Source organism: Paenibacillus kribbensis (genome assembly GCF_002240415.1).
In the GTDB taxonomy this organism is placed as follows: domain Bacteria; phylum Bacillota; class Bacilli; order Paenibacillales; family Paenibacillaceae; genus Paenibacillus; species Paenibacillus kribbensis.
In genome coordinates this window covers 4524298-4551223 of the sequence record NZ_CP020028.1, presented here as the reverse complement: position 1 = coordinate 4551223, position 26926 = coordinate 4524298, and the positions used below count along the sequence as shown (strand labels likewise).

Genomic DNA, 26926 nt, shown 5'->3' with positions numbered 1-26926 from the left:
AAAGGAGGCCGTGTTGATGAAACTTAAGGGAATATTGGCTGCATTTTTGTTTTTAACCGTAGCGTCTGTGCTATTGGGGGCGCATAAGGCAGAAGCTTATGAACTATCCAATGACAAGCTGACGATTCAGACAGGCGAGCATGGGGAAATTTCATCCATTCGTATCAAAGGGGATGCTTTCCCGACTGAGTATGTCATGAATGCAACGGTAACACCTGAGCAGAACACCGCAGATCATCAATGGCTGGGTGAACTGATGTTCACGTACCGACTGGACAATGGCAGCTGGACAAAGGCTTGGACGAACAAGTCGGCAGACGCACGCAAGATCACGACCAGTGGCAACCGTGTCACCGTCACGTACGAGAATTCCAGCAACGCTGAGGGCATACGCAATTTTAAGGTCATCGAAACGTATTCAGCGGAAGCGAATGGTTCGGTGTTGTGGAATATACAGATCCAGAATACGAGTGGCAAAAAGTTGGAGATTGGCGATTTCGGTTTGCCTTTGCCTTTTAATGAGCAGTGGACCAACGGTGATGCGATTTACGAAACCAGAGTCGTGACGCACTCCTTTGTTGGCAATAACAGCTCCTATATTACAGCTGGACGTCCCAGCGGCATTGGTTCTTCCCTGCTGCTGATCCCTGATGCCTCAACAGGTGCAGGCTTTGAGTATCAGGACCGTTGGCGGGATGAGGAGCATCCGGGCAGCAAATGGGCGTGGAATCCGGCAAACGAAGGTAAATGGATAGAAGGACTGAATGTATTTTATATTCATTCCAATGTCATCAAGTCCACCAACCGTGGATATTTGCCTAATACAAGCCTGGTCCTGAATCCCGGGCAAAGCAAAAACTATGGCTTCAAGTTTCTGGCGGTGAAGGACGAGCATGATGTAAAGGATACGTTGTACCAAGAAAACCTGGTGGACACTACGGTCGTACCGGGCATGATCGTGCCTACGAATCAAAAGGCGAAGGTGGATCTGCGCACCAAGCAAACGATCAACAAGGTGACCTATCCAGACGGAACCGTTATTCCGCAGACAGATAGCAAGGCCGGAGGACACCACATTTATGAACTGAAATTGACCAAGCTGGGCCCGAACTTTATAACCGTGGAATATGGCAATGGCAGCAAAACGGTTTTACAGTTCTATGCCATCGAGCCGATTGATCAGGCGCTGCAACGGCATGCTACCTTTATGGTGGACAAAACCCAGTGGAATGTGCCGGGAGATCTGCGTGACAAGGTGTTTGACGATTGGATGATGCATACCAAATCCAAGCGCAATATTTTTAACGGCTATTGGGGCTGGGGGGATGATTGGGGTCTGACCCACGGACAGTTCCTGGCTGAGAAAAATGCACTGTCTCCAGTTGCCAAAGAGGTGCGGGCCGTAGACGATTATTTGGAAACGGCGATCTGGACGAATCTGATGAACGGACATCATGAGGATTATTTAATTCATGATTTCCTGATGCCGGAGCCGAACGATACACCGACCTATCGGGGCTATGCGTACCCACACGTATACAATACGTATTTCAGCATGTACAAGATTACCAAGGAATACCCGGATCTTGTCACTTACAAGCACCCCAAGGAAACCTATTTGCTGCGAGCTTATAACATTTTCAAAGCATTGTATGAAGGGCCAGTCGCGTACAACTGGGAAACAGGCTTGATGGGTGAACTGACCACACCGGATATTATTCAGGCACTTCAAGATGAAGGCTATGATGATGAAGCGAACGATCTCAAGGATAAAATGGCCCGCAAATATAACAATTTTAAAAATACAAAGTATCCTTACGGCTCCGAATACAGCTATGACAATACCGGAGAAGAGGCTGTATATACGTTAGCCAAACAGAATATAGATACAGAAGGCGAGCAAAGCAAAGCCCTGGAAATGATGAGTAAAATCAACGCCAAAACCCGCGCGGCACGCGGTCATATGCCGGTATGGTACTACTACACCGATCCGGTGACGATTACCGGGGAGAACTGGTTCAACTTCCAGTATACGACCTCACTCGCAGGCTATGCGATGGATGACTGGATTCGGTATCATGAGGACAATCAGCGTGAGGAGCAACAGCGGCTGTCCTACGCAGCCAAAATTGCCAATGTCGGAGCGATTAATTCCGGGCAAATCAGCTCGGACCCCGAGAACATCGGGGCGGTAGCATGGACGTATCAAGCGGAAAAAGGCAATAACGGAACGAACGGCACAGGTGGTGGTAAAAATGTTCCGCTCTTGAACGGCTGGCGCGGCATGAGCGGCGAGGCTGACCTCGGATTGTTCGGTGCGCTCAAAACGTTAAGCGCCGATATTGCGATGGACCCGATTTTCGGATTGACGGGCTATGGTGCAGAGGTGAGCAAAAACGGCAACGTGTATACGATCAAGCCGCTGGACGGCCTGTTCAAGCGGGTCAATCTGATTACGGAAAAGCTGTATATCGAGCTGGATAAGGATCAATATACAGAAGCCAAGCTGGCCACATCCAAGGATTATGTATGGTTCCAACTGAAAAACCAAACGCCGGGCCAAGCCCATTCCACATACGTTACATTTGACGGTTTGAAGAAAGGAACGTATCTGGTTAAAGTAGGCGGTCAATCGCAAGGCAAGTTTAACGCGTATGCGCCTTCCAACAAGCTGAAATTGGACATTGGCACAGCATCCTCCTACACGGTGGAGCTGACACCGACCACGCCTGATCCAAACAAGGCGCCTGTCGTCGATGCCGGCAAAGCTTCCAAGATGAAGCTGCCGGATCAGATCATTTTGAAAGGCACAGCTACAGATGATGGACTTCCGCAAGGAAAGGTGACAAGCGAGTGGAGTCTGGTTGAAGGACCACAGAACGCCAAGGTCACATTCAGCAGCAAAACATCGCTGCGCACGAAGGTGGACGTTTCCGAGCCGGGAACGTATGTATTCAAGCTAGCAGCCAGCGATTCCCAGTTGTCGGCGGAGGCCAAAGTAACTGTGGTGGCTGAACCGGCGGCTCCGCTGCTTGAACAGCTTGCGTTTTACAAGTTTAACGAAACCAGCGGCTCTCTGGCAGCAGATTCATCAGACAGCGGCAATGATGCTACCGTAAAAGGGACCGTGGCATGGGCAGCGGGTAAAACAGGCAATGCCGTCAGCCTCAATGGCAAGGATAGCTATGTACAGCTTCCAGCGGGCATTGTGAGCCGGGCACAGCAACTGACCGTATCCGGCTGGGTCAAAGCGAACAGCCTGAGCGATTATGTGCGGATTTTTGACTTCGGCTCCGGGACGAATGAATACATGTTCCTGACCCCTAAAGCCGGGGACCGGATGTTATTTGCCATTACGAACCAGGGTAACGGGCAGGGACAGGAACAGACGATTGATGCCCCTGTACTGCCGACAGGTGTATGGAAGCATGTCGCGGTCACGCTTTCAGGCTCCACAGGTATTTTGTATGTGGATGGGAAAGAAGTGGGACGCAACACCAGCCTGACCTTGAATCCGATCAGCCTTGGTCAGACCAAAAATAATTTTATCGGCAAGTCCCAGTACCCTGATCCGTATTTCAATGGTCTGGTGGATGAATTCCGTATCTACAGCCGCGCTTTGAATGCAAGCGAGGTGGCAGGTCTGGCCTCCGGTACAGCACAGAGTCTGACAGCAGCCGAGAAGATCACCGCGCTCAAAGAAGTAAGTATAACGACTCACGCGGGTGAAAAGCCTGAACTGCCAAGCGTAGTGGAAGCTACGTATGGAGAAGACTCGACCCAATGGGTGGCTGTGGAATGGGAGGATATAGATCCTGCACAATATGCTGCTCCGGGTTCATTTGAATTACAGGGCAAAGTAGAAGGGACAGAGCTGAAGGCGATTGCGAAGGTAACTGTCATCGAGGCAGGGAGCGCGGCACCATCGGCAACTCCGGTTAACCCGGGGACTCCAGCACTCTCAGCAACTCCAGCAACCCCGCCAACTACGACACCCTCAGTCACATCTGCCTTGCTGGCTCGGCCAATCAGCTTCGCTAAATCAGTAGGGGAATTCTGATTGGGAGGCAACAACACATAGTCATGGCTAACCTTTCCCACCGTCACCTTCTTCTGCAAAGAGGGTGGCGGTGGGTATCCTTACATTTGGAGTGCGCAGCTGCTGCGAATACAATGTGAATGGAGGAACGGGCATGAGCAAGATTGCATTTTTGGGTGCAGGCAGTACGGTTTTTGCGAAAAATGTGCTTGGCGATTGTATGTTGACACCTGCTTTGCAGGGCTTCGAGCTGGCATTGTTCGATATTGATCCCGAAAGGCTGAAGGATTCGGAAAATATTTTATTGAATCTGAAAAAAACGACAGGGAGCACCTGTGTGATCCGCTCTTACACCGACCGCAAGGAAGCGTTGCGTGGAGCTGCCTATGTGGTAAATGCCATTCAGGTGGGCGGCTATGATCCGTGTACGATTACGGATTTTGAAATCCCAAAAAAATACGGTCTGCGCCAAACGATTGCCGATACGGTTGGCATTGGCGGTATTTTTCGCAATTTGCGGACGATTCCGGTGATGCTCGACTTTGCAGCAGATGTGCGTGAGGTATGCCCGGATGCATGGTTTCTCAATTACACGAATCCGATGGCTGTGCTGACGAATGTGATGAACGTATACGGCGGTGTCCGTACGGTAGGGCTGTGTCATAGCGTGCAGGCATGTATACCGGAGCTGTTCAAAAGCCTCGGGCTGGAGCAGGAAGGTGTGAAGGCCAAAATTGCAGGCATCAATCATATGGCTTGGCTGCTTGAAGTGAGCAAGGACGGGGTAGATTTATATCCCGAAATTAAAAAACGGGCCGCCGCCAAGCAGCAGGAAAAGCATCATGATATGGTGCGCTTTGAAATGATGCTGAAATTCGGCTATTACATTACAGAATCGTCTGAGCATAATGCGGAGTATCATCCGTATTTTATCAAACGGGCGTACCCTGAGCTGATCGAGCGCTTCAATATTCCTTTGGATGAATATCCGCGCCGCTGTGTGAGCCAGATTGAACGATGGCAAACGATGCGCGAAGAGCTTTTAGGCAATCAGGATCTGCGTCATGAACGGTCGAACGAATATGCTTCGTATATTTTGGAGGCCATCGAAACGGATCGGCCTTTTGCCATCGGCGGGAACGTGATGAATACAGGCTTAATTACCAATCTGCCGAAGGAAGCATGTGTGGAGGTGCCTTGTCTGGTCAATCGGGGTGGGGTTACGCCGACCTTTGTCGGAGATTTGCCGCCCCAATGCGCTGCGCTGAACCGGACGAATATTAATACACAGCTGTTGACGATTGAAGCAGCGATCACCGGGAAAAAAGAGCATATTTATCATGCTGCCATGCTGGACCCGCACACATCAGCCGAGCTGTCCATGGATGATATTGTTTCTCTGTGCGATGACCTGATTGCGGCACATGGAAAATGGCTTCCAGCCTATGTGTAAGGGAGGCGGCTAAATGGGAGGCCGGGGTCGTCAAAAGTTCGCCGGAATTCCTACGATCCGTGGGAAATTCATTGTACTGACGCTGGTGCTCACCGTCTTTCCGATGGTGGTGCAGACCTTTACCTTTTACCGGATCGCGGCCCACTCCCTTGGTGAAAAGTCAGAAGCGCTGGCTATGCAGTCCAGGCAAATGAGTGAAAATTACGTCAACGCCACGCTCTCCGATTTGAACGATCTGACCAATGCCATTCTCAGCAATCCCGATGTGCAGGCCACGCTGGAGACCAAGCCGGGAGACGATTATGAATACTTACGGAACGATGAAACACTCAGCATGGTCGTTCGAACGCAAACCCAGACCAAGCCGTATATCATGTCCTCTTTCATATATGCCGCCAATGGCGGGCTCAAGCATTCTCTCTATCAGGGGAATGCTTCGGTCCGCTTTGGCGGCCTTCCTACATTAGAGGAAGCACGTGTGTACTATCGCCGCCTGCTCACCGAGCGGCCTATGATGTGGATGGTTCATTCGCCGTTTGCATCAGCACACGGGATGGCGGAGGATCGCATATATGTCGGGAAGCTGCTGCGAAAAACGACTGGGGATTATGCTCCGCTTGGATTTTTGCTGCTGGAAATTGACAAGGCCAGTCTGTTCAGGGGACTTGCTTTCCATGAAACAGACGGCAATACCCAGATGTGGGTGCTGGATCAGGAGGGCGAGCCTGTGTATCGATTGCCGGAGCAGGGCGTTGCGGACCCATCGCTGCTGCGGCAGATTGCCAAATCGGCTGTGGACAAACCCGTGCTTACAAAGGACTGGAGAACATGGAATGGGCGACAGACGATGATCTCCTATGGCCCGTTAAATGAAGGGCAATGGACGCTGCTGCAAAAAGTCGATCAATCCGTGCTGTTCGAGGATGCGCGGAATATTGGAGCCTGGACGATCTGGACTTTTTTGATTGCACTGGTGCTGGGCTGGATGCTGTCTTATCGGCTGAGTGATACGATTCGTCGTCCTCTGCTTCAGTTGAGCCGATTAATGGCGGTGGATGGGAGTGTGGAAGAAACAGGATCAGCCAATGGTCCAGAAGCTCCTGCCCCCGTTGTGTTTAACCCCAAGGATGAGGTGGGACAGATCGGCGAGCGTTTTCTTCATATGATGCAAAAAAATCATGAGCTGTACGGGCAGGTGTACGAAGCATTGCTATCGCGCAAGCAGGCGGAGTTTCGTGCGCTTCAGGCGCAGATTAATCCGCATTTCTTGTACAACACGCTGGAGTCGCTCAAGGGAATGGCACTGGCAAATGGACAACGGGATATGGCAGAGGTGATCGGGGCGTTTGGCAAATGTTTTCGCATCTCGCTAAGTTACGGTCGGGAGCAAATAAGCCTGGGACAGGAGGTCGAGCATGTAAGCGCCTATGTGAAGGTGCAGCAGTTCAGGTTTCGGAATTCGTTCGAGTGGATTTGCGAGGTGGAGGAGGATATTTGCGAATTTTACGTACCCAAGCTTATCCTCCAGCCACTTGTTGAAAATGCTATTTACCACGGGTTAAAGGGTCGTACCGACCGTGGATATATCATGTTATCCGGTACACGGGAAGGTAATATGCTGCGCTTGACGGTGAGTGATGACGGGGACGGTATCGGAGCCGAGCGTCTGGACGATATTCGGAAATCGCTGGAGGCCGAGCGGGGGAGTGCGATTGGCTTTGGGCTGCGCAATGTGCATGAGCGTCTTCGGCATTATGGCCCGGAATATGGGCTGTCCGTGGCAAGCGAGCCGGGGCATTACACCTCGGTTACTTTGCTGGCACCAATTCGAACCGAATAAGGAAGGGGGAAAATGCATGTACCGGCTGCTGATTGTGGACGACGAATACCATATTCGGGAAGGACTCAAGCTGATGGTGGCAGAAAGCGGCCTGTCTGTGGAAGTCAGTGATGTGGCAAGTGACGGCGAGACGGCGTTGCGTTTGTATACGGAGCGGCGACCGGACATGATTTTACTGGATATTAATTTGCCAGACATGAGCGGGCTGGACATAGCCAAAACCATTCGGGAAAAGGATCAGCAGACGCCTCTGTTATTTCTGACAGGTTACGAATCCGTGACCTACATTCGTCAGGCAGTTTCGCTTCAGGCGGTTGACTATCTGCTCAAGCCAGTAACCAGCGGGGATTTTGAAGCAGCCCTGCGGCGGGCCGAGGACCGGATCGCACAATGGCGAAGAAGCGAGGAGGAGGCCATTCACCGTCATCGTTCATCGGAGCCATTGTATAGGGAGCATCTGCTGCTGGATCTGTTGCAGCAGCGGCGCCCCGCAGCCGAGGTCATACGGGAGCTGGATCGGCTGGGGCTCTTCGAGACAGGCGGGCCGCCATATACTGTCCTGTGCTGCGAGCTGGAGGAGCCGGAGCAGCAGGAAGCTGCCGCTACAAGCGAGCTGCACGGCTGCAAGGAGCCAAGCAGCCATCTATTCGCAGAGCTGGCTTGGGAGGCCGCGGCGGCAGCCGGGGCGAAGGCGCACGGTGCGGCGGTTTCCCGCGATCGACGGGTCGTGCTGCTGGCAGCAGCATCTTGCCGGGCCGCGGAGCGGACGGCACAGCAAATCCGGCAGGCGGTGCAGGAGCGGCTGAACCGGGCGGTGTCCATCGGGATTAGTCGTCCTGTAGGGCGGCCGGAGCAGCTCCCCGAAGCTTATGAGGAAGCGGTGCAGGCGGCGGAGCATCGGGGCTGGGTCGGCTATAGCCAGATCATCCCCTATGAGAGCATTCAGGCGGCCGAGCCGAGCAGCGGTTATTTGCTGGAGAAGGAGCTGCTCATGATCACGGAAATTCGGGCCGGAAATGATGCAGCAGTCCATGCGATTTTACAGGAATGGTCAGGACAATTGGCAGGGCTGCCCGTCAAGCAGGTGAAAATGATCGTCACCCAGCTTGTACTGTTCGTTATGCGCATCGTCCAGAGCGATGCATCCGTCTGCCAACTGCCCATGCAGGAGCAGGACCCGCTGCTGGAGCTGTCCCGCTTGCGGCACGGACCGGAGATGATCGACTATGTATCCCGCTATTTTGTCCGGGTGGGTCGTCATGTACGGGAAGCGCGCGAGAAGGGGATTCCGCGCAAATTTCGGCGGGCCAAGGAGTGGATTCGTGAGCATCTTCAGGAGGATGGCGGTCTGAACAGCCTTGCGGCTTACATGAATATGAGCCCCAAATATTTGAGCGCCCGTTTCAAGCAGGTCACAGGGGAGAGCTTTGCTGAGTACCAGACCCGTGTCCGTTTTGAGCGTGCGCGTGAGCTGTTGCTCGACACGAACCGGAAGGTGGCGGAGGTGGCCGAGATTGTGGGGTTTTCGGATACGAATTATTTTAGCATCGCCTTCAAAAAACATACCGGACTGACCCCGACGGAGTTCCGTAGAACATTTTTGTAAACGCGCTGTTAAAAAAATCATACCAAAACAAAGAGAGTCTGGAGTCGTTGGGTGGTCGGCTCCGGACTCTCGGCGCATAATAGGCTTGTAAGGAGAATCCAGTTCAGGAAGGGGCCGATTGATTTGCTGAAACGAAGGTTACGGACATGGATGGCTCTTATAATGACGGCGATGTTGACAGGACTGGCGGCTTGCAGCGGCAATGCTGGCGAACCGGTCAATCCGAATGCGGTCGAGCTCAAGTTCATGTACTGGGGAAGCAATGACGAGAAGCAGGCAATGGAAAAAATGATTCAAAGCTTTAATGCATCCCACCCGAATATCCGCGTAAAGGGCGAGCATGTCCCTGGTGACTACACGACCAAAATTAACACGTTAATGGCCGCTAATCAGCTTCCCGATATCGCCTACCTGGGTGATTCGCTCACGATGAAATGGGCAAGTGAAGGCAGACTCCTGGATTTATCCTCCTATTATGATGAATATCCCGAATTAAAAAACAAGCTTAAATCCTCCTATCTCTACAGTGAACCCGGCAAGTCTATCGGCAATTATACCGCCTTGGAAGTGATGCAGTTATTTTACAACAAGGAGCTGTTCACAGAAGCGGGGGTACCTGTCCCTCCGGCCGATCCTCAAAAAGCGTGGACATGGGATGAATTTCTGGAAATTGCCAAAAAGCTGACCAAGGATCAGAATGGCAAGCATCCCGGTGAAAGCGGCTTTGATCCGAAAAATATTGTGCAATACGGCTTTGCCTTCGGCAATGACCGCAGCTCCTGGGGGCCGCTCCTGGCGAGCAATGGCGGAGCTTTGACCGACAAAACGGGCAAGAAGTACACCCTGAACCGTCCCGAGTCGGTGGAGGTATTTCAGAAGCTGCAGGATCTGGTTTTCAAGGAGCATGTTGCTCCCGATTTGATCCAGCAGCAGGACATGCCATCCAATACGATTCGGCTTCAGACGAGAAAAGTCGCCATGGTGGTGGACGGGACGTGGTCCCTGCTTGATTTTTCGAACAACAAGCAGCTGCAATGGAGTATCGGCGTATTGCCGAAGCTGAAGGAACCCAAAACGATGATCGTTGCGGGAGCCACTGTCATTTTCCAGAGCACCAAGCATCCGAAGGAAGCGCTCGAATTCTATTTGTACCACAACAATCCGGAAAAGGTGGACCTGTTCAAGTCCGGTCTGTGGATGCCTATCGAGGAAAAATATTATACCGATGAGCAGGCCATCCAGTCATGGACGAATAATGCGGCCCATCCGCCTGAATTTCGGCAGGCAGGCATTGAATATGCCAGAGACTACGCCATCAAGCCGTCCACCTCTACGCTGCGCAACTGGCCGGATATCGGTTCCAAGCTGACCCCGGGACTGGATCTGATCTGGACGAATAAGAAGACGCCGCAGCAGGCATTGGATGAGCTGGAGCCTATTATTCAGCCGTTGCTCCAGGGAGTGTATCCGGATGAATAAACCGACTGCACAGCTGCGAAAGGAGATTGGCCCATGAAGCGGCAGCAATCAGGAATGATGCGCATGGAGCGTAACTGGGGTCTGTTGTTCGCGCTTCCTGCCATTCTCGGACTACTCATATTTACGATTGGGCCAATCACGGCCTCATTCATATTCAGCCTGACCGACTGGACCATTGGCGGCCAGATGAGCTTTATAGGGCTGGAGAATTATCAGACCATTCTGACCAAGGATACAACCTTTTCCCAATCCATGTTTGTGACCACGTATTATGCGCTGGGCAGCGTGCCCCTTGGCTTGACGGCGGCTTTTATCATTGCGCTGTTGCTGAATCAGAAGGTGAAAGGTTTATCGATATTCCGCACGATTTATTATTTACCCACCATTGTGCCAAGTATTGCGAATACGATGCTGTGGCTGTGGATGTTCAACCCGGATTTTGGCTTGCTGAATTCGCTGCTGGAGAGTGTCGGACTGCCGGGCAGCAAATGGATTTATGACGAAAGCACTGCGATACCCTCCCTGATTATGATGAGCACCTGGGGGATCGGGAACACGGTCATTATCTTTTTGGCAGGACTCCAGTCGGTTCCCACCCATCTGTATGAAGCGGCTGAGGTGGATGGCGGCAATCTGTGGCACAAATTTTTTCATATTACCATTCCCTCAATGACACCCACCATTTTCTTCAATTTGGTCATGTCGTTAATCGGCACCTTTCAGGCCTTCAATCAGGCGTACGTGATGACCAACGGAGGACCCAACAATGCAACCCTGTTCTACGTGTTCTACTTGTGGCGTACGGCTTTTACGGAGACCAAAATCGGCTATGCCTCAGCGCTGGCCTGGATCTTATTTTTCGTCATTATGGTGCTGACCGTCCTGATTTTCTCCACGTCCAAAAAGTGGGTCCACTATGAAGGAGGGGAACGATCATGAAGCAGATCACTTCTGCTGCCCATGCTTCCGAAGCACAGCAGCATCCGCCTCCACAGCCAGAACGCTCCCGCAGTCCTGCACCCGCTACCCGTGCCAAGTCCTTCCCAATCAGTCGTGTTCTGCTGTACATCGTTTTAATCTTGGGCAGTATGTTGATGCTGTTGCCGTTTGTATGGCTTATTCGCAGCTCTCTGATGGGGACCTCGCAAATTTTTGTGTTCCCGCCAGAGTGGATACCGTCACCTTTTCAATGGAGCAATTACCCGGAGGCGCTGACTTCGGTGCCGTTCGGCAGGTATTTTATGAATACATTCCTGATTGAGGTGTGTGTGCTGACAGGTGTGATGTTGACCTCGATTGTATCGGCGTTTACGTTTGCCCGTCTGCGCTGGCCTGGACGCAACTTGATCTTTTCCCTGCTGATCGGATCGATGATGCTGCCGTACGCGGTGACGCTGATTCCCACCTTTGTCATGTGGCGTGAGCTGGGGGGACTGAACACCTTTCTGCCGCTGATTGCTCCTGCATGGTTTGGCGGGGGAGCATTTAATATCTTTTTGATGCGCCAGTTCATGCTGACGATCCCGCGTGATCTGGACGAAGCGGCTTATATGGACGGAGGTACACCTCTGACCGTGCTATGGCGTGTCATTATTCCCTTATCTTCACCCGCATTGATCGTGATCGGGATATTTACTTTCATTGATGTGTGGAACGATTTTTTGGGCCCGATTATTTATTTGAGTGACGAAAAGCATTTTACGCTGGCGCTGGGGTTGGCGACTTTTCGCGGGCTGAACAATACGAACTGGCCTTACCTGATGGCGGCTTCCAGTACCATTTTGGCCCCCATCGTTCTCATTTTCTTTATCGGACAACGGTATTTTATTGAAGGTATTACACTGACAGGCATCAAAGGCTAGCAGGAAGCTGGAGCTGGAATGAGCTTGAGTATTGGGGAAATGAACAGGGACAGTGGACGCAGGAGCTACGGGAGGCAGCAGCGAGAAGAGGATGGATGGGTTCACAAGCATGCGGTGGATCGTGTGCCAAGTCGTATTACTTGAAAAGGAATATGGAGCAGGGAGGCAGTGCGAGTGAAAGAGGAAGAAGTTCGAAATGTGCAGGCTGCGGCAAAGCCGTTACAAGGTATTCCAGGCAGACTGGCCCGATTGCGCTCGGAATTCCCGGCACTGGGTATAGACGCGCTGCTCATTACACATGGGCCGAATCGGCGCTATATGACCGGATTTACAGGCTCGGCCGGGATGGCGCTTATTACGGAGGAAGACGCTTTTCTGGTAACGGATTTCCGATATATGACACAAGCAAAGGATCAGGCACCAGAGTATTCGGTTATTCAGCACGAAGTACAAATTTTCCAGACGATAGCCGCGCTGACGGGGAAATTAGGCGTTCACCGACTGGGTTTGGAAAGTCGTCATGTTTCACTCCAGCAGTCGGGTCAGCTTCAAGCCGCGCTGGGTCCGCTGGAGTATGTGCACACAGAGGATGTGATAGAACGGCTGCGCGATGTAAAGGACGAAGATGAGATTCGGACGATCAGCGAAGCGGCGCGTATGACCGATGCTGCTTTTACGGAAGTGCTGAATTACATCCGGCCAGGGGTTACAGAGCGACGGATCGCGGCGGAACTGGAATATCAGCTGCGGCTGGCGGGTGCGGAATCGGGTGGCTTTGCATTCATTGTCGCTTCGGGTGAGCGTTCGGCACTGCCGCACGGGCTGGCCAGTGACAAGGAAATCGGCCAGGATGAGTTTGTCACAATGGATTTTGGCGCGAATGTGCGTGGTTATCTGTCCGATATTACGCGCACTGTCTTCGTCGGCAAGCCGTCGGAACGTCATAAGGAACTGTATGCCATTGTGCTGGAAGCGAATATGAAGACGATTGCAGGACTTCGCCCCGGCTTAAGCGGCCGGGAGGGGGACAGACTGGGGCGGGATGTGATTGCCTCGTATGGCTATGGGGAGCAGTTTGGCCACGGGCTGGGTCACGGCTTTGGCCTGGAAATTCATGAGCAGATACGGCTGTCCCGTGAAAGTAAATCCGTGCTCGTACCGGGCCATGTCATTACCGTGGAACCGGGCATTTATATCCCCGGGTTCGGCGGGGTACGGATCGAGGATGATGTGCTGATCACGGATGACGGTGTGAAGGTACTGACCTTCTCGCCGAAGGAGATGATTTTATTATAAAAAGCAGCCATCCAAAAATGATATGGAGGGATCGAATGAACACGCAAAAAAGACGCACGAAAATATGGCTGACCGCGCTGGCGGCTTCACTCATCGTTGCTTTAACACCAGCTATTCCGGGTCATGAGGCTTATGCCAAGGCGGAGTCGGATGCCAAAGTCATCGACATCTTTAGCCGGACGGTGAACGATTACGGTATAGAGCTGGTCGATTGGCAAGGGTATCTTGCGAACCCGTATGTGAAGCTAAAGGTCAAACCGCCGGCAGACGCCGCCTTTCCGGTAACGATAACGCTGAATGCGCAGGGCACATCGCGATTGATGATGGATTTGCCAAGTACGCTGTCGGCGCAAGGTGCAAGCAAAACGCTGACCTTTGCCAATGCTCAGGAGGAAAAAGATTTCCGTCTAGCTATCCATCCCGACCGGATTGGGGGAAATGGTGAAATTGAGCATTATACACTGTCCCTATCTGTGGCGGGAAACGATGGGCGCAAGACCACCCAGTCGATTCCGATTCGGGTGTTGGATCAGGACGATAATGAAGAGCCCCAAGTCCCCATCCATTTTGACTACCGCTTTGATACGATCATGCCTTATTTCAATGATGCTGCTACGAGAAAAGCCGCAGAGCTGGCGGTGAAGGACTGGTTCTATTTCTTTGATCTGAGCCCCTTCGATGAGGTTCCGGCGAATGCGGAGGTCAACCATCTGCCGGGAGACGACTGGCAAAATGAAATCCAAGTGACGAATGACAAGCCATATAAAGGCATGTGGGTGTTTATGAGAGGATTGAACGGGCCTTATTCTACGGGCTTTCCAGCCAATAACGGCAATTATCATACACGTAACGGTGTGACCGTTCCAGGGAATCTGAACCGTTCCTATAGTCTGATTCTGGATTTCTATGATGATGCAGTTCCATTCACATCGGTGGACGATGAAGAATGGTATCAATCCGATCTGTCCAAGGTGACGGATGTGCATGGGCTGATCATGCATGAATTTGGTCATGCGATTGTGTTCAGCGACACGTTCCCGGGTGTCAGGGCGTTGAAGGAAGCAGCAGGCAATGACCCGGATATTCTGGCTTATCAACACAGACCGGCCGCGCTGGACGACAGCTATCATCTCTCCGGGGAGCTTGCCGAGGTCGACAGACTGAGCGGACAAAACGGTGGCTGGCGCCACATGTTCCCGACACGGCGCTGGATGAACACGAAGCTTTCGCTGCTGGTAGCAGAAAAAGCAGGCTGGCCGCTTCGCAAGGACCTGACTCCTTTCCTCGCGCCGGAGATCGTGACGAAGGAACTGCCAGCACCCGTTAAAGGGAAAGCGTACAATGCCAAGCTGGAGGCCAAGGGAGGCGTTCCGTTTTACGATTGGACGGTAACGGGCGGTCAGCTGCCCGCAGGCTTCACGCTGGATCGCTTCACAGGAACGATCAGCGGTACGGCAGAAAGCGGAGCAGCGAACAAGATATATACGTTCACCGTACAGCTGCGGGATTATGACGAGCTGAGCAAGCCCGTGACCCAAAGCTTTACGCTCAAGCTGTAACTGAATTTCCCAGCGCGGCTGCCCCGAATTTTCTGACGGAGCTTACATTTGACTGACTAACATTTAGCTGGGCTAACATCTACTGGACGACCATGGTTGAAATTTGGGGCAGAGCGACCTGAGTGTTGCGACATTCGGGTTGAAACGGTCGAAGGGAGGAAAAGCGAGTGAAACACGACGCGGCGGATCTAGTCATTGTCGGCGGTGGAATCATTGGTGCGGCCATCGCTTATTATGCGGCTAAATCCGGTTTGAAGGTCGTACTGGCTGAGCGGGGAGAGATTGCCGGAGGCACTTCGTCCCGTTGTGATGGAAATATACTGGCAATCGACAAGGAGCCGGGATTTGACAGCCGGATGTCGCTGGTATCGCAGGAGCTGGTGGCAGAGCTGGCCAGGGAGCTGGAGGATGAGTTTGAGTACCGTGCGCCTGGCAGCATTTTGGTCTGTGAAAATGAGCAGGAGATGCAGGCGGCAGAGCAATGGGTAGCCCGTCAGCAGCAGGAGGGACTTCCGTTTCGCATGCTGGATCAGCAGGCTTTGCGGAAGGAATGGCCGCATTTGGCCAAAGATTTGCCGGGCGGGCTGGAGTGTGCGACAGATTCTACCGTAAATCCGGTGCTGATGACGTATGCACTGGCCAACGCCGCGCGTCGGATGGGTGCCAGACTATTGCCGCGCACGCCGATACGGTTCGTCCTCAAGGACGAAGGGGGAAACGTCCGCGGAGTGGAGACGCCAAATGGTGTGATCCATGCGGGGACCGTGGTATTGGCAGCAGGTGTGTGGACACGCAGCATCGGTCATTCACTCGGTTTGAGCCTTCCGATCATGCCGCGCAAAGGACATATTCTGGTGTCTGCCCGAATGCCTTCGATCGGGAAGCGAAAGGTGATGGAGTTTGGGTACCTGATGAGCAAGTTCGGCGGGCAGCGGAGTGTCGATGAGGTTTATGAAAAATATGGTGTAGCGCTGGTATTCGAGCCAACCGCATCACAAAACATTCTGATCGGCAGCAGCCGTCAGTTTGTTGGTATGGATACGGGGGTCGATCAGCAGGTGATCCGCTTAATTGCCCGCAGGGCGATACGCTTTTTTCCAGCCCTGGCAAACGTGCCGCTGCTGAGGGCATATACCGGCCTGCGTCCATGGACGCCTGATCATTTGCCGATTGTATCAGCCGTGGATGAAGTGCCGGGGCTGTTTATCGCTTCTGGCCATGAAGGGGACGGCATTAGCCTCGCTGCTGTCACGGGCAAGCTGGTGTCCGAAATGGTACGCGGCGAACCCACTTGCATCCCGGTAGAGCCGCTGCGATATGACCGATTTGGGGAGGCTTTGAACGGGTATGAGAACGGGCATGAGTTTCACGGGGAGGTAACCGGATGAGTGTGCCAGGCAAGCTTGCTATATCAGGAAAGATTACGACGATTGATACCCACACCGGAGGAAATCCGACGCGGACGGTCATTCACGGCGCACCTAAGCTGGTAGGTCATACGATGCTGGAAAAGATGACTTACATGGCAGCGCATCATGATGATTTTCGCCGTCTGCTGATGTTCGAGCCGCGGGGCCATGAGGTCATGTCGGGCTGTATTTTAACAGAGCCATGCCATCCAGATGCCGATATCGGTGTAGTCTTTATAGAGACTGGCGGTTATTTGCCGATGTGCGGTCACGATACGATTGGAGTATGCACGGCGCTAATGGAAGGTGGACTGATTGCTGCGGATAAAAAGTCTGTACTGCTGGATACTCCGGCAGGTCCGGTTCAAGTGCGGCTGGAGGTGGATACGGGCAAGGTGCGGCAAGTAACGTTCACGAACATCCCTTCCTTTGTGTACCGCCGTGAGGTGGAGGTCGATGTAGAGGGTATCGGCCAAGTCGTGCTGGATATTGCGTATGGAGGCAACTTTTACGGCATTGTAGAGGCGGCTTCCATCGATCTTGCGTTGGAGCAAAGCAATGCGGCAGAGATTGTACGGACGGCGGTCCGGATTCGGGAAACGGTGAATGCTGCTATTGAGGTAGTCCATCCTGAGAATCCGGTTATTCAGGGATTGACCCATATTGAATTTTACGGGGAGCCTGTGGCTCCACAGGCCGATTGCCGCAATGTCGTCGTCATTCCGCCGGGAGGTATCGACCGTTCCCCTTGTGGCACAGGAACCTCGGCCAAGGTAGCAGTGCTGCATGCCAAGGGAAAGCTGGGCTTAAATGAGTCGTTTGTACACGAAAGTATCACAGGCTCCATGTTCCGGGCTGAAATTGTGGGCGAAACACAGGTAGGTCCTTATCCGGCGGTGGTCCCGCAAATTACAGGCTCGGCCTGGGTAACAGGACATCATCAATTTGTGCTTGATCCGAAGGACCCGCTGAGAGAAGGATTTTTACTGATGTGAGTATAGTGCCGGGAATCGAATGATGCAAAATGCTGAATATAAAAATGGGAAAGGGTTGGTGAGTAAATGGCACGTTTTGAAGGTGTATATGTGGCCTTGGTTACACCGTTCACGGCAGAGCTGGAGGTCGACTACAAGTGTCTGGCCGAGTTGTGTGAGCATCTGATTGCGAACGGCATTAGCGGACTGGTCCCCACAGGATCACTGGGGGAGTATGCGGCGTTGTCCCCGGAAGAACGGTCGCAGGTGGTGCATACGGTGATTGATGCTGCGGCAGGGCGTGTCCCGGTCGTTGTTGGCTCTGCGGCTCCATCCACCAGGCAGGCAGTGCATTGGGTTCAGCATGCCAAGGATGCCGGAGCTGCTGGTGTCATGGCGCTGCCGCCTATTAATTACAATCCGCTGCCCCATGAGGTAACGGCCCATTTTGAAGCGTTATCGGAGGTGGGCTTGCCGATCATAGCGTACAACAATCCCCATGATTACAAGGTTGACCTGACTCCAGATATTCTTGCAGACCTGTCACGAATTGAAAATATCGTAGCAGTCAAGGAATTTTCCGGTGATGTGCGACGTATTCACGCTATTTTGGAGAAGACAGAGCTGGAGGTCATGATCGGGGTGGATAATCTGGCGATGGAGGGGGCATTATTCGGCGCGACAGGCTGGATTTCGGGCGTGCCTAATGCACTGCCCAAGGAAGGGGTAGAGCTGTTCCGGTTTGCGCAGGCGGGAAATATGGCGGAAGCTTCTGCGTTGTATCGCAGGCTATTGCCGCTGTTCCACTATGATGCTAGCCCACAACTGGTGCAGTCCATCAAATATATGATGGAGCTGGCCGGATTCCCGGTCGGCCCGACACGTCCGCCCAGACTTGCGCTGCCGCAGGCGGATTACGACCGTATTCGCGAAGCTTTTGAGGCGGCGGTTCGTCCGAGCGGGGTTTCATCCTGATGGAGGTGAAGGCGATGGAAAGCCGAAATTGGATTGGCGGCGAGTGGCTGAGTCCTTCCGGCGAAGAAATGGTGGTTCGCAACCCTTCAGCGTTAAAGGAGGAGGTGGGAGTCGTTCATTTTTCCACTGAGGCTGATATTGCACAGTCAGGAGAAGCGGCACGGCTGGCACAAGCGGGCTGGGCGGCTTTGAGTCCGGCGGCGCGGGGGGCTTATCTGTTCAAGGCAGCCGGTTTGCTGGAGGCGAATCTGTCCGATTTGGCGGAGCTGGCCAGCCGGGAAATGGGGAAGCCGATTACCGAGATGCGCGGAGAGGTGATGCGCGGCGTCCATCTGCTTCGATACTACGCAGCAGAGGGTGTACGTTCGATCGGTACGGTCATTCCGTCGAATGAGCCGGGAGTACTCCAATACACGAAGCGCATTCCGCTGGGTGTGACTGCTCTTATTACTCCGTGGAACTTCCCGGTAGCTATTCCCTTGTGGAAAATCGCGCCCGCGCTCCTGTGCGGAAACACAGTCATCTGGAAGCCCGCCGAGCATGCCTCATTAACGGCGGTACGGATTGCGGAGTTGTTTGAAGCGGTGCAGCTTCCGCCTGGCGTGCTGAATCTCCTCATTGGGCAGGGAAGCCGTATTGGCGATGCCTTGCTGGAACTCCCGGTACTGGAAGCGGTCAGCTTCACGGGTTCTACGAAGACGGGATTGGGCATTGCCGAGCGGTGCGCACGTCGGAACATCAAATACCAGACCGAGATGGGCGGTAAGAATGCCGCGATCGTGCTGAAGGACGCGGATATGGCGCAGGCGGTAGCGATGATTGCCAGCGGTGCCTTTCGGTCAGCCGGACAAAAATGCACGGCCACCAGCCGCGTGATTGTCGAGCGGTCTGTCTATGACGCGTTTACAGAAGCCTTGCGCCACGCGGTGGCAAAGATCCATATGGCCCCGGCACTGGACCCCGGCGCGTATCTCGGGCCTGTCGCATCCGCAGGCCAGTATGAGAAGGTCATGTCCTATGTGTCGCTGGCTCGACGGGAAACGGACATTTTGGTTGAAGGCGGAGTCGGCGCCGCGACAGATGACGGGTACTATGTGCGTCCGTTGGTGGCAGCCGGGCTGGACTCGTCCCATCCGTTGATTCAGGAGGAAATTTTTGGGCCTGTGGTCGGTGTAATGCAGGCGGACGATTTTGAGGATGCCATTCGACTCTGCAATGCGTCTATTTACGGACTGAGTGCTTCATTATTTACCCGTGATTTGCGGCTGGCTCATCGCTTTCTGGATGAAGCGGACGCTGGAATGGTCCGAGTCAATCAGGAGACGGCGGGTGTCGAATATCAAGCTCCGTTCGGCGGTCTGAAGCAGTCCAGCTCACATACCCGGGAACAGGGGCAGGCGGCGCTGGATTTTTATTCAGCGATTAAAACCTGCGCAATCAGCTATGAGTAAACGGGCGACGGGACGAGGTGAGTCGGTTGGAACGGAGGTACAGGGTGAAGGGACCCGATATGAAGAGCCTGGATGTGTAGCGACCCGATATAATGAGACTGGATGTGTAGAGACTAGAAATGATGAGACGCGGTATGGAGATGCCCGGTATGCAGGCAATCCGAATACAGGCAATCCATATACTGATTCACAGGGGGGACAGTCCGGAGCGCTTGGCGCATCAAGTCATTTGCTTGTATGCCGCTGTGAAGAAGTGAGCTTGGCACAGCTGGAGCAGGCTTGCCATATGGGAGCGGAGACGGTGCGCCAGCTTAAAATGGCTACGCGAGTCACGATGGGAGCGTGTCAGGGCAGGGTATGCAGACAACTGGTAGAGACTTGGTTTTATAGTCAATATCCCGCTGCCCGCAGGGAGGCAGAGCTATTATCGCAAAGACCTCCGGTACGTCCCGTGACGTTTGGTCAGCTGGCAGAAGGAGGTTCTTTATGAGTCGCGTACGTATTGTGAACCATCCTATTTTGGGACCGAAGCCGGAGCGGCGGCAGGTGTCTTTCGTTTTCGATGGTCGTCCCATGAAAGGATTGGCTGGAGAGCCGCTCGCGGCAGCGCTGCTGGCAAGCGGCGTTCGTTTGCTGAGAAGGCATGAGGAATCCGGCACGGCCAGGGGCGTATACTGCGCCATTGGGCACTGTAACGAATGCCGCCTGACGGTTCATCCGCTCGGTACTGTCCGCTCCTGTCTGACCCGGTTGGAGGAAGGCATGATCGTCGAAACAGGCAGACAGCTTTCGAATGAAATTACAGGGAGAATCGTGACATGAATAAAATGGCGCATCTCATCGTCATTGGAGCAGGTCCCGCCGGGTTGTCAGCAGCGGCTACAGCAGCTGAACAAGGATTGCCAGTCACGGTACTAGATGAGTTTACCGAACCGGGCGGACGGATGCCCGGACAATATCATGAGGAAGGCAGCAAAGGCTGGTGGGTCGGGAAACATGTTTCGGATGAACTGATCACCCGTTGCAGCGAGCTTGGGGTGGATATCCGCTGTGGCGTATCGGTACATGGCATGGAGTATACGACAACATGGGAAATTTCCACCTCCTGTGGATTATTCACTGCCGACTACGTATTACTGGCGACCGGAGCCGCCGAAATTCCCGTTCCGCTGGACGGCTGGACGCTGCCGGGCGTGATGTCCATCGGGGCCGCGCAGGTGATGACCAACGTTCATTATGTTAAGCCGGGGGAACGCGGCATTATTGTAGGCATGAACGTCCTGTCCATGACGATTGCGCGTGAGCTGTCCGTCGCCGGGGTGAAGGTGGCGGCGATTACACTGCCATGCACCAATCCGCTAGCTGGTGCGGCGGCAGATCCGACAGCCTCCGCGAAGCTGCTGCTGCAGCTGTCGGGGCTGGCTCCGGCCGCATGGATGCGTGCTGGCGGCAAGCTGGCAGCGGCGATGCGGATGGAGGGCCTCATCGCGCGCTGCTATCCCCACAGAGGCTTCCGTCTGTGGGATATTCCAGTCCGTTTGCGGACGGCAGTGCTGTCCGTCAACGGGCAGGACCGGGTCGAATCCGTGACCTTGGTCCACGTTAAACCGGACGGCTCGCCTATACCCGGCAGCGAGCGCGTCGAACCCGCCGACTTCGTGGCGCTGAGCGGCGGACTGTATCCGCTCGCCGAGCTGGCGGCGGTAGCCGGGTGCAAATTCGTGTACAGCCCCGAGCTGGGCGGGCATGTTCCACTGCATGGTGAGCGAATGGAAACCTCGCTCAAAGGGCTGTACGTTGCCGGCAATATTACCGGCATCGAAAGCGGGCTGGTCGCCATGGCCCAAGGCCGATTAGCCGCCGCTTCCATGGTCCACGCCGCCGGGCTCGGCGGAGCCAAGGGGGAACAGCGGGTGCAGGAGGCGATCCGTGAGGTCGATTTTACACGGAAGCACGCGCTGATTCAGTTTCATCCCGGCATTACAGAGGCGCGAACGCAGCTGTACCAGCAGTGGGAGCAAACCTGCGGCAGCGGCGTATAATCGCTCGTTATGCCTAATATGCGCTTGCTTTTTTTACATCCCCGCCTTAAAGGAGGAACGGAAGATGACGCTTAAAGCCAAAGCACATATGAAAGCAAGACCGTTCGCACTGAACGAGATCGTATTGGCTGAAGGTTAGTATTGGATAGATGTCATTTGAGATGTTTTGCGAGTAAAAATAACGTTTGATTTTTAGTCGACCATGATTTATGATAGAGGAAATATTGGATGATGTTGGAACATCGATTATTATATGAACTGATTTATTCATAGTCATTTGCGCGTGAAGCACACGGGCTGTTTCTTCCTTAACTAGGGAGAAGCAGCCCTTTTTTGTTGGTTTAGCACTATTCCGCCTACTCTGTTTTTATATTCATTTTTCGAGTTCGGTTGATATAGATATGATATGGCTTTTTTAGAATGTCTATATATTTAGAAGTTTTCCTTATAGATTTTGTAATAGGGAAACCATATAATAAATAAGTTGGAATCCATTATTTTCCGAAAGTGGGGATGCGATAAGTCTATGAGAGCAGGGTTGATATACATAGTTTGGAGTATAAGCAGACAAAGGGGATAGAGAGATGAGTATAAAAAAATGGATGCTGAGTTTGACTACGGTTACGTTGCTATGGGGCGCGACAAGTACAATGCCAACGACAGAGGCGGCCAGCAGCTCCCAACCGATTGAGGTCTTGTTAAACGCGAAAAAGATACAGTTCCCGGATGCTAAGCCTTTTCAGGATAGTAATGATTACGTGATGGTTCCCATTCGTTTTGTATCCGAGGCGCTGGGGGCCAAGGTAGGTTGGGAGAAAACAGACGGTCTATTAGCCGTGTCAATCAAAAATGATACACATGCTGTTAACATGACAGTCGGACAAAACACCGCTACTGTGGACGGACAGACCAAAACATACGAAACGAAGATTATTTTGAAGCAAAACCGTACTTTTGTACCGCTGCGGTTAGTAAGTGAAGGCTTGGGCCAGACGGTGGAATGGGATAAGGTCAGCCGCTGGGTCTGGATCGGGAAGAAGGAAATCGCTGCGCTGGAGGATACGGGGCATCAGGCGGTGAGTATTGAGCCGTATAAGAAGGCGATCAACACTATTCCCAACCTCATCAACGATATTACAGGTAAGCCGTATGAAAAAGTAGTGCTCTTTAAACAGTCTGACTTACCTATAAAGCTATTGCACGATATTTACTCTGTCGAGCCGTATACGTCTCCAAAGGGTGTTCCTTACCTGAGAATCAGAATGAAGACTAATTCTACTGCAGGTAGCATTTTTTACCTGACCAAGAACAGGGATACACGTCTTCGTTCTCCTTTGAGAGAGATTACGCAAGATAACGGAGACGGTACAAAGATGATTTACTACCCAATTTATTCATCAGGTGATGAGCTCTTTCAAGGCATAAAAAACTATAAATCCTTTAAACTACAAGACATTGAGTACATTGCGTTTGACCTTGCATCAACGGAATACATCCCGATGATGCTCAACCCATGGAAGGGTAACTAAAACCGATGATCAAGACGAAACAATTTCTGGCCGTATTGCTGGTGGGGGTACTGCTATTGTTGCAGCTCCCGCCTTTTTCTTTTCCCACCGATAAGGCGGCAGCTGATACGGAAATCACACCGCTGTCTTATTTTGCTGATAAGAATGATCGCTACTTTGTTGGTATGATGTATTTCGACATGTGGAAAAATACCGCTGGGACTTGGGTCACTGATGGTGGTAAGCAGCCCGACAAGGACATGCAGGGCGAAGCCAAGTTCACCTATAAATTTAATTTTCCGGGCCGTAAGATCAAGAAAGTAACAGCTCGCTTGTATACGGCGGAAGACTATGTGAGTCATGGAGAATATTTTCTTAAATCCAGAGCTGATAATTATATGGACTATGCGCGTGCTATGAGTAAAGGCACAGATAATGAGAAGGATATTCGTCCCTTTCAGGAACAGGGAATCGGTACGGATACCACCATCATTCCGATTACTGTAAATATAAGACTGAATGCGATGGTTCGAGCTGAAAATATAAAAGAAGAAAGCTGCCCCACCTGCGCCAAAGAAGTAGAGGCCTGGCGCATCTACCAGCCCATCCTATTCAAGATCGAACTGGAGAGCAACCTAATCGTCAAGCATTTTACGACTGATGGAAAATCGCTTAACAACGTATTTACACCAATAGAAGATGAACTAAAACCTGATCAACCGTATGATTTTCCCCCGCCCACTAATCCGAAATATGAGTATGTGGGTTACAAGAAAAGCACGACAGGTAAACCACCGAGCGGAGATATTTTGCCGGGAGTTGTACCCGGATTTACGTATGACGGTTCTTTTGAGCAGTTTACCGCTTATTTGTATTACAAAGAAGGTCAGGGCTGTCCTAAGCCTGGAGAAAGCCAAGAGGGCGCACCCTCAGATTGCCAAGACGAGGAACAGCCGACAAAAGGTGTTGTCTGCTCCCGTCCAGCTCCTGGCTTGCGTTTGGAAGCTGCCGAGCTGGACCCGACAGTATCTGCCGTTATCAAAGCGGATCAGCGTGGGCGGGAACAGTTTGACGTATCCAAAGGTATCCCTACATCTGAGAGCCTGTACGGTCATGTACAAGCCAAGAGATACCTTTTTCAGCATAAATTTGTGAACATGACGGGTCAGTGTACATACACGGTGAACGTAAAACGGGAATATCGGTTAAGCTGGCGGCCCAAGGAAAAATCTACGCGGAGAGAAACGGTGAAAAAAACCTATACCTACAAAGTTATACGTCCGTACTCTTTTTGGACAATAGACAACTTGGAGGTATACGGTATCAAGAAGGCTACTCTCCGCAATTATGCGTTACCTAATGAAACAATCACTATCCGTCCGCAATCCTATACCCCTCCTTCCTATATTGCAGCGACCCAGGGCAACTTTTATCCGCCTCCTGCACCGGGTACAGTGGATGCTGGTAGTCGCAGCAAGAACGGAGGCAGCAGCAAGCCGAGTGTACCTGACGAACGCAGTTCACTACAATCCAAGGCAGAAGGAGCTGTAAAGGAAGTTGAAGTGGAGAATGATGCCCTGACCTTTGAAAACAAGATCATTATGAATCCGGAGCGCATGAAGGTGAATGGACCTAAACCGGGTGTTATTCCCACTTCCGGGGCGATTGGACCGGATGTGCTGTACAGTCCAGGGCATGTGATTGATAAGCACAAGATCAATAAGCCCAATACGCCTAGCAGCGGCAACATTGCCTACGCTATTCTCAAAGGGAACATCAACGGTGGGGCAGATAAGACGTTTCCGATACAGGGGATTAACACGGTGACTGTCCACACTCCTGTCGTGAATCTTTCCAGTGTGTCGGATGATGCTGCCCATAACCAGAAAACCAAGCCTACAAAGGGGCGATCGGCACTTATTTTGGAGCGTCCTTTCCGGGTGAGGATTTCGACGGCAGGCCCGCATTTGAATATTCCCGGCTATGGGGAGCGGGAGTATGCCAAATATGTACGAACCAAGCAGGTGCGGTTTCCGTTTGACGTGTACAGCAAAGGGAAAACTCAATTTTATCCACGGGGTACCTGGATTGACATTCCGGTGCTGCAACTGGACACAGATTTTTATTTGCCAGTATGGGTGGATGAAGGCAACTACACCGTCGAATTCCGTACCATTGCTGAAAATGCACCGGACGGGTTCACCGAGCAGCGTCATGCCAATATGGAGCTTGATCATCATGTTGCCAATGATGTGGTCAACATTGAAGTCATCGGACGGATGTATGATTTTCATATCACGGATATTGCCGATTACCATTGGGAACGGGTATTTCGTCAGCACAAGGGAAGCCCGCTGCATAGCGGTCTGTCCTATTGGACAGGACTGGGCGGCATCGACGGATTGCCAAGGGGGAATCAGGAGCCGTTTACTTTGCCTGTACGTCCCGGTAGTCATCCGCATGAGGGCTACCAAAATGTAGCGGTCAAGACGGGCTACCATTTCAAGTTTGATCTCAAAACCAAAGGCAATATGTTCAGTACCAAAGATGGTATCCGCATCACGCCGTCGTTTTATTGGGTGAGTAAAGATGGTCGTCAGCGGGAAGAGGTGGACTTGTATACACATGCGGGAAGCCGCAAATTTATCCGATTGGGATCGGCGGAGGATCGAGAGAAACGGTATGTTATTCTGAATGAGCGGCTGCGCAATGTACCGGCAGAGGAAATGCAGGACACAGCCGCATACAAATACAAGCATGAATTGAGCGAAACACAGCGAGACCAGTCGACGTTGGAACGTTATGTAGCGCTGTATACTCAGCGTATCACGCGTAACAAGACGTGGATCGGCCGCTACGATTGGCTGGTGCTGCCCGCGGCGGTGCGTACCTTGATCGGTCCAAAGACAGACCTGCCGGAGGGGGTGGATGTCGACCGTGCGAATGCGGCAATTCAGCGCTGGTATGGCGAATATAGCCTGCCTGCCGATGTGTACGCCGTCACCAAAGGGACGGATTTACGTAATGAAAGCCGTCACTGGGAACTAAACGAGCATGCGGCTATATTCAAGAAAACGGGCTTTATCGTGGTTCGCTTCAATTTGGAATCGCTCCGTCAGGGGGACACCGAGCATCCTCATCTGCAATATATTAATGGTCCGCTGATGAACCAATGGCAACTGGAAGGTTATAGCAGAGAGATTAAGGACCCGTACGGACACACCTTTCATTTACAGGATGGGGATGTCGTGTTTTATCATGCTGACCAGTCCAGCCGGGACGATTTCAGTTCATTTGTCCCTCACTAACCTGAAGACATAAAATACAGACCAGTTATCATCAATCCTAACGCGAAAAACGGACTACGGAAATCATTCCATGGCCCGTTTTTTATCTGCTCTCAGGAGCTTGGTATGAAGATTTTGACGGAACA

At 52.4% G+C, this 26926-nt stretch carries 19 protein-coding genes; all 19 read left to right on the top strand.

Annotated elements, in window-relative coordinates; translation table 11 throughout:
- Positions 1-16 precede the first annotated feature (16 nt).
- The 19 genes from B4V02_RS20235 to B4V02_RS20150 all read left to right on the top strand — a co-directional run bounded on the left by B4V02_RS20235 (position 17) and on the right by B4V02_RS20150 (position 26801).
- Positions 17-4060, top strand: coding sequence for a DUF5695 domain-containing protein (locus B4V02_RS20235; RefSeq protein ID WP_094156150.1), 4044 nt, complete (start codon positions 17-19; stop codon positions 4058-4060).
- Positions 4061-4193: 133 nt separating this feature from the next.
- Entirely contained in the window at positions 4194-5492 is a 1299-nt protein-coding gene (melA, locus tag B4V02_RS20230; protein WP_007429012.1) for an alpha-glucosidase/alpha-galactosidase, read from the top strand.
- A 13-nt stretch (positions 5493-5505) separates the two neighbouring features.
- Positions 5506-7332, top strand: a complete 1827-nt coding sequence (locus B4V02_RS20225; protein ID WP_094156149.1) for a cache domain-containing sensor histidine kinase — start codon at positions 5506-5508, stop codon at positions 7330-7332.
- Positions 7333-7348: 16 nt separating this feature from the next.
- Entirely contained in the window at positions 7349-8938 is a 1590-nt protein-coding gene (locus B4V02_RS20220; protein WP_094156148.1) for a response regulator, read from the top strand.
- Positions 8939-9100: 162 nt separating this feature from the next.
- Positions 9101-10417 (top strand): ABC transporter substrate-binding protein, encoded by a 1317-nt coding sequence (locus tag B4V02_RS20215; RefSeq protein WP_007431941.1) that lies wholly within the window; start codon positions 9101-9103, stop codon positions 10415-10417.
- Between the two features lie 33 nt (positions 10418-10450).
- Complete coding sequence (locus B4V02_RS20210; protein WP_094156147.1) at positions 10451-11356, top strand: carbohydrate ABC transporter permease; 906 nt, start codon at positions 10451-10453, stop codon at positions 11354-11356.
- Positions 11353-12279: a carbohydrate ABC transporter permease gene (locus B4V02_RS20205; protein WP_094156146.1), complete on the top strand. Its 927-nt coding sequence runs from the start codon at positions 11353-11355 to the stop codon at positions 12277-12279. The genes B4V02_RS20210 and B4V02_RS20205 overlap by 4 nt, the downstream gene beginning before the upstream one ends.
- Before the next feature lie 18 nt (positions 12280-12297).
- Positions 12298-12423 (top strand): hypothetical protein, encoded by a 126-nt coding sequence (locus B4V02_RS27025; protein WP_279628240.1) that lies wholly within the window; start codon positions 12298-12300, stop codon positions 12421-12423.
- Positions 12424-12477: 54 nt separating this feature from the next.
- The gene (locus B4V02_RS20200) at positions 12478-13575 is read left to right on the top strand and encodes a M24 family metallopeptidase (protein ID WP_425270794.1); all 1098 of its coding nucleotides are present in this window, start codon (positions 12478-12480) and stop codon (positions 13573-13575) included.
- 35 nt (positions 13576-13610) lie between these two features.
- On the top strand, positions 13611-15134 hold the full coding sequence (locus B4V02_RS20195) for an Ig domain-containing protein (RefSeq protein ID WP_094156144.1): 1524 nt from the start codon (positions 13611-13613) through the stop codon (positions 15132-15134).
- Between the two features lie 167 nt (positions 15135-15301).
- Entirely contained in the window at positions 15302-16522 is a 1221-nt protein-coding gene (locus B4V02_RS20190; protein WP_094156143.1) for an NAD(P)/FAD-dependent oxidoreductase, read from the top strand.
- Positions 16519-17538, top strand: a complete 1020-nt coding sequence (locus B4V02_RS20185) for a 4-hydroxyproline epimerase (RefSeq protein WP_094156142.1) — start codon at positions 16519-16521, stop codon at positions 17536-17538. The genes B4V02_RS20190 and B4V02_RS20185 overlap by 4 nt, the downstream gene beginning before the upstream one ends.
- A 66-nt stretch (positions 17539-17604) precedes the next feature.
- Entirely contained in the window at positions 17605-18492 is an 888-nt protein-coding gene (locus tag B4V02_RS20180) for a dihydrodipicolinate synthase family protein (protein WP_094156141.1), read from the top strand.
- A 14-nt stretch (positions 18493-18506) separates the two neighbouring features.
- Positions 18507-19943 (top strand): aldehyde dehydrogenase family protein, encoded by a 1437-nt coding sequence (locus tag B4V02_RS20175; RefSeq protein WP_094156140.1) that lies wholly within the window; start codon positions 18507-18509, stop codon positions 19941-19943.
- Positions 19936-20433 (top strand): (2Fe-2S)-binding protein, encoded by a 498-nt coding sequence (locus tag B4V02_RS20170; protein ID WP_094156139.1) that lies wholly within the window; start codon positions 19936-19938, stop codon positions 20431-20433. The genes B4V02_RS20175 and B4V02_RS20170 overlap by 8 nt, the downstream gene beginning before the upstream one ends.
- Positions 20430-20765, top strand: coding sequence for a (2Fe-2S)-binding protein (locus B4V02_RS20165; protein WP_094156138.1), 336 nt, complete (start codon positions 20430-20432; stop codon positions 20763-20765). Before B4V02_RS20170 ends, B4V02_RS20165 begins: the two co-directional genes overlap by 4 nt.
- A complete protein-coding gene (locus tag B4V02_RS20160) occupies positions 20762-21985 on the top strand; it encodes an NAD(P)/FAD-dependent oxidoreductase (protein WP_094156137.1) in 1224 nt (407 codons plus the stop codon). Before B4V02_RS20165 ends, B4V02_RS20160 begins: the two co-directional genes overlap by 4 nt.
- A gap of 584 nt (positions 21986-22569) precedes the next feature.
- Complete coding sequence (locus B4V02_RS20155; RefSeq protein WP_094156136.1) at positions 22570-23514, top strand: stalk domain-containing protein; 945 nt, start codon at positions 22570-22572, stop codon at positions 23512-23514.
- Positions 23515-23519: 5 nt separating this feature from the next.
- On the top strand, positions 23520-26801 hold the full coding sequence (locus B4V02_RS20150; protein ID WP_094156135.1) for a DUF5704 domain-containing protein: 3282 nt from the start codon (positions 23520-23522) through the stop codon (positions 26799-26801).
- Positions 26802-26926 lie beyond the last annotated feature (125 nt).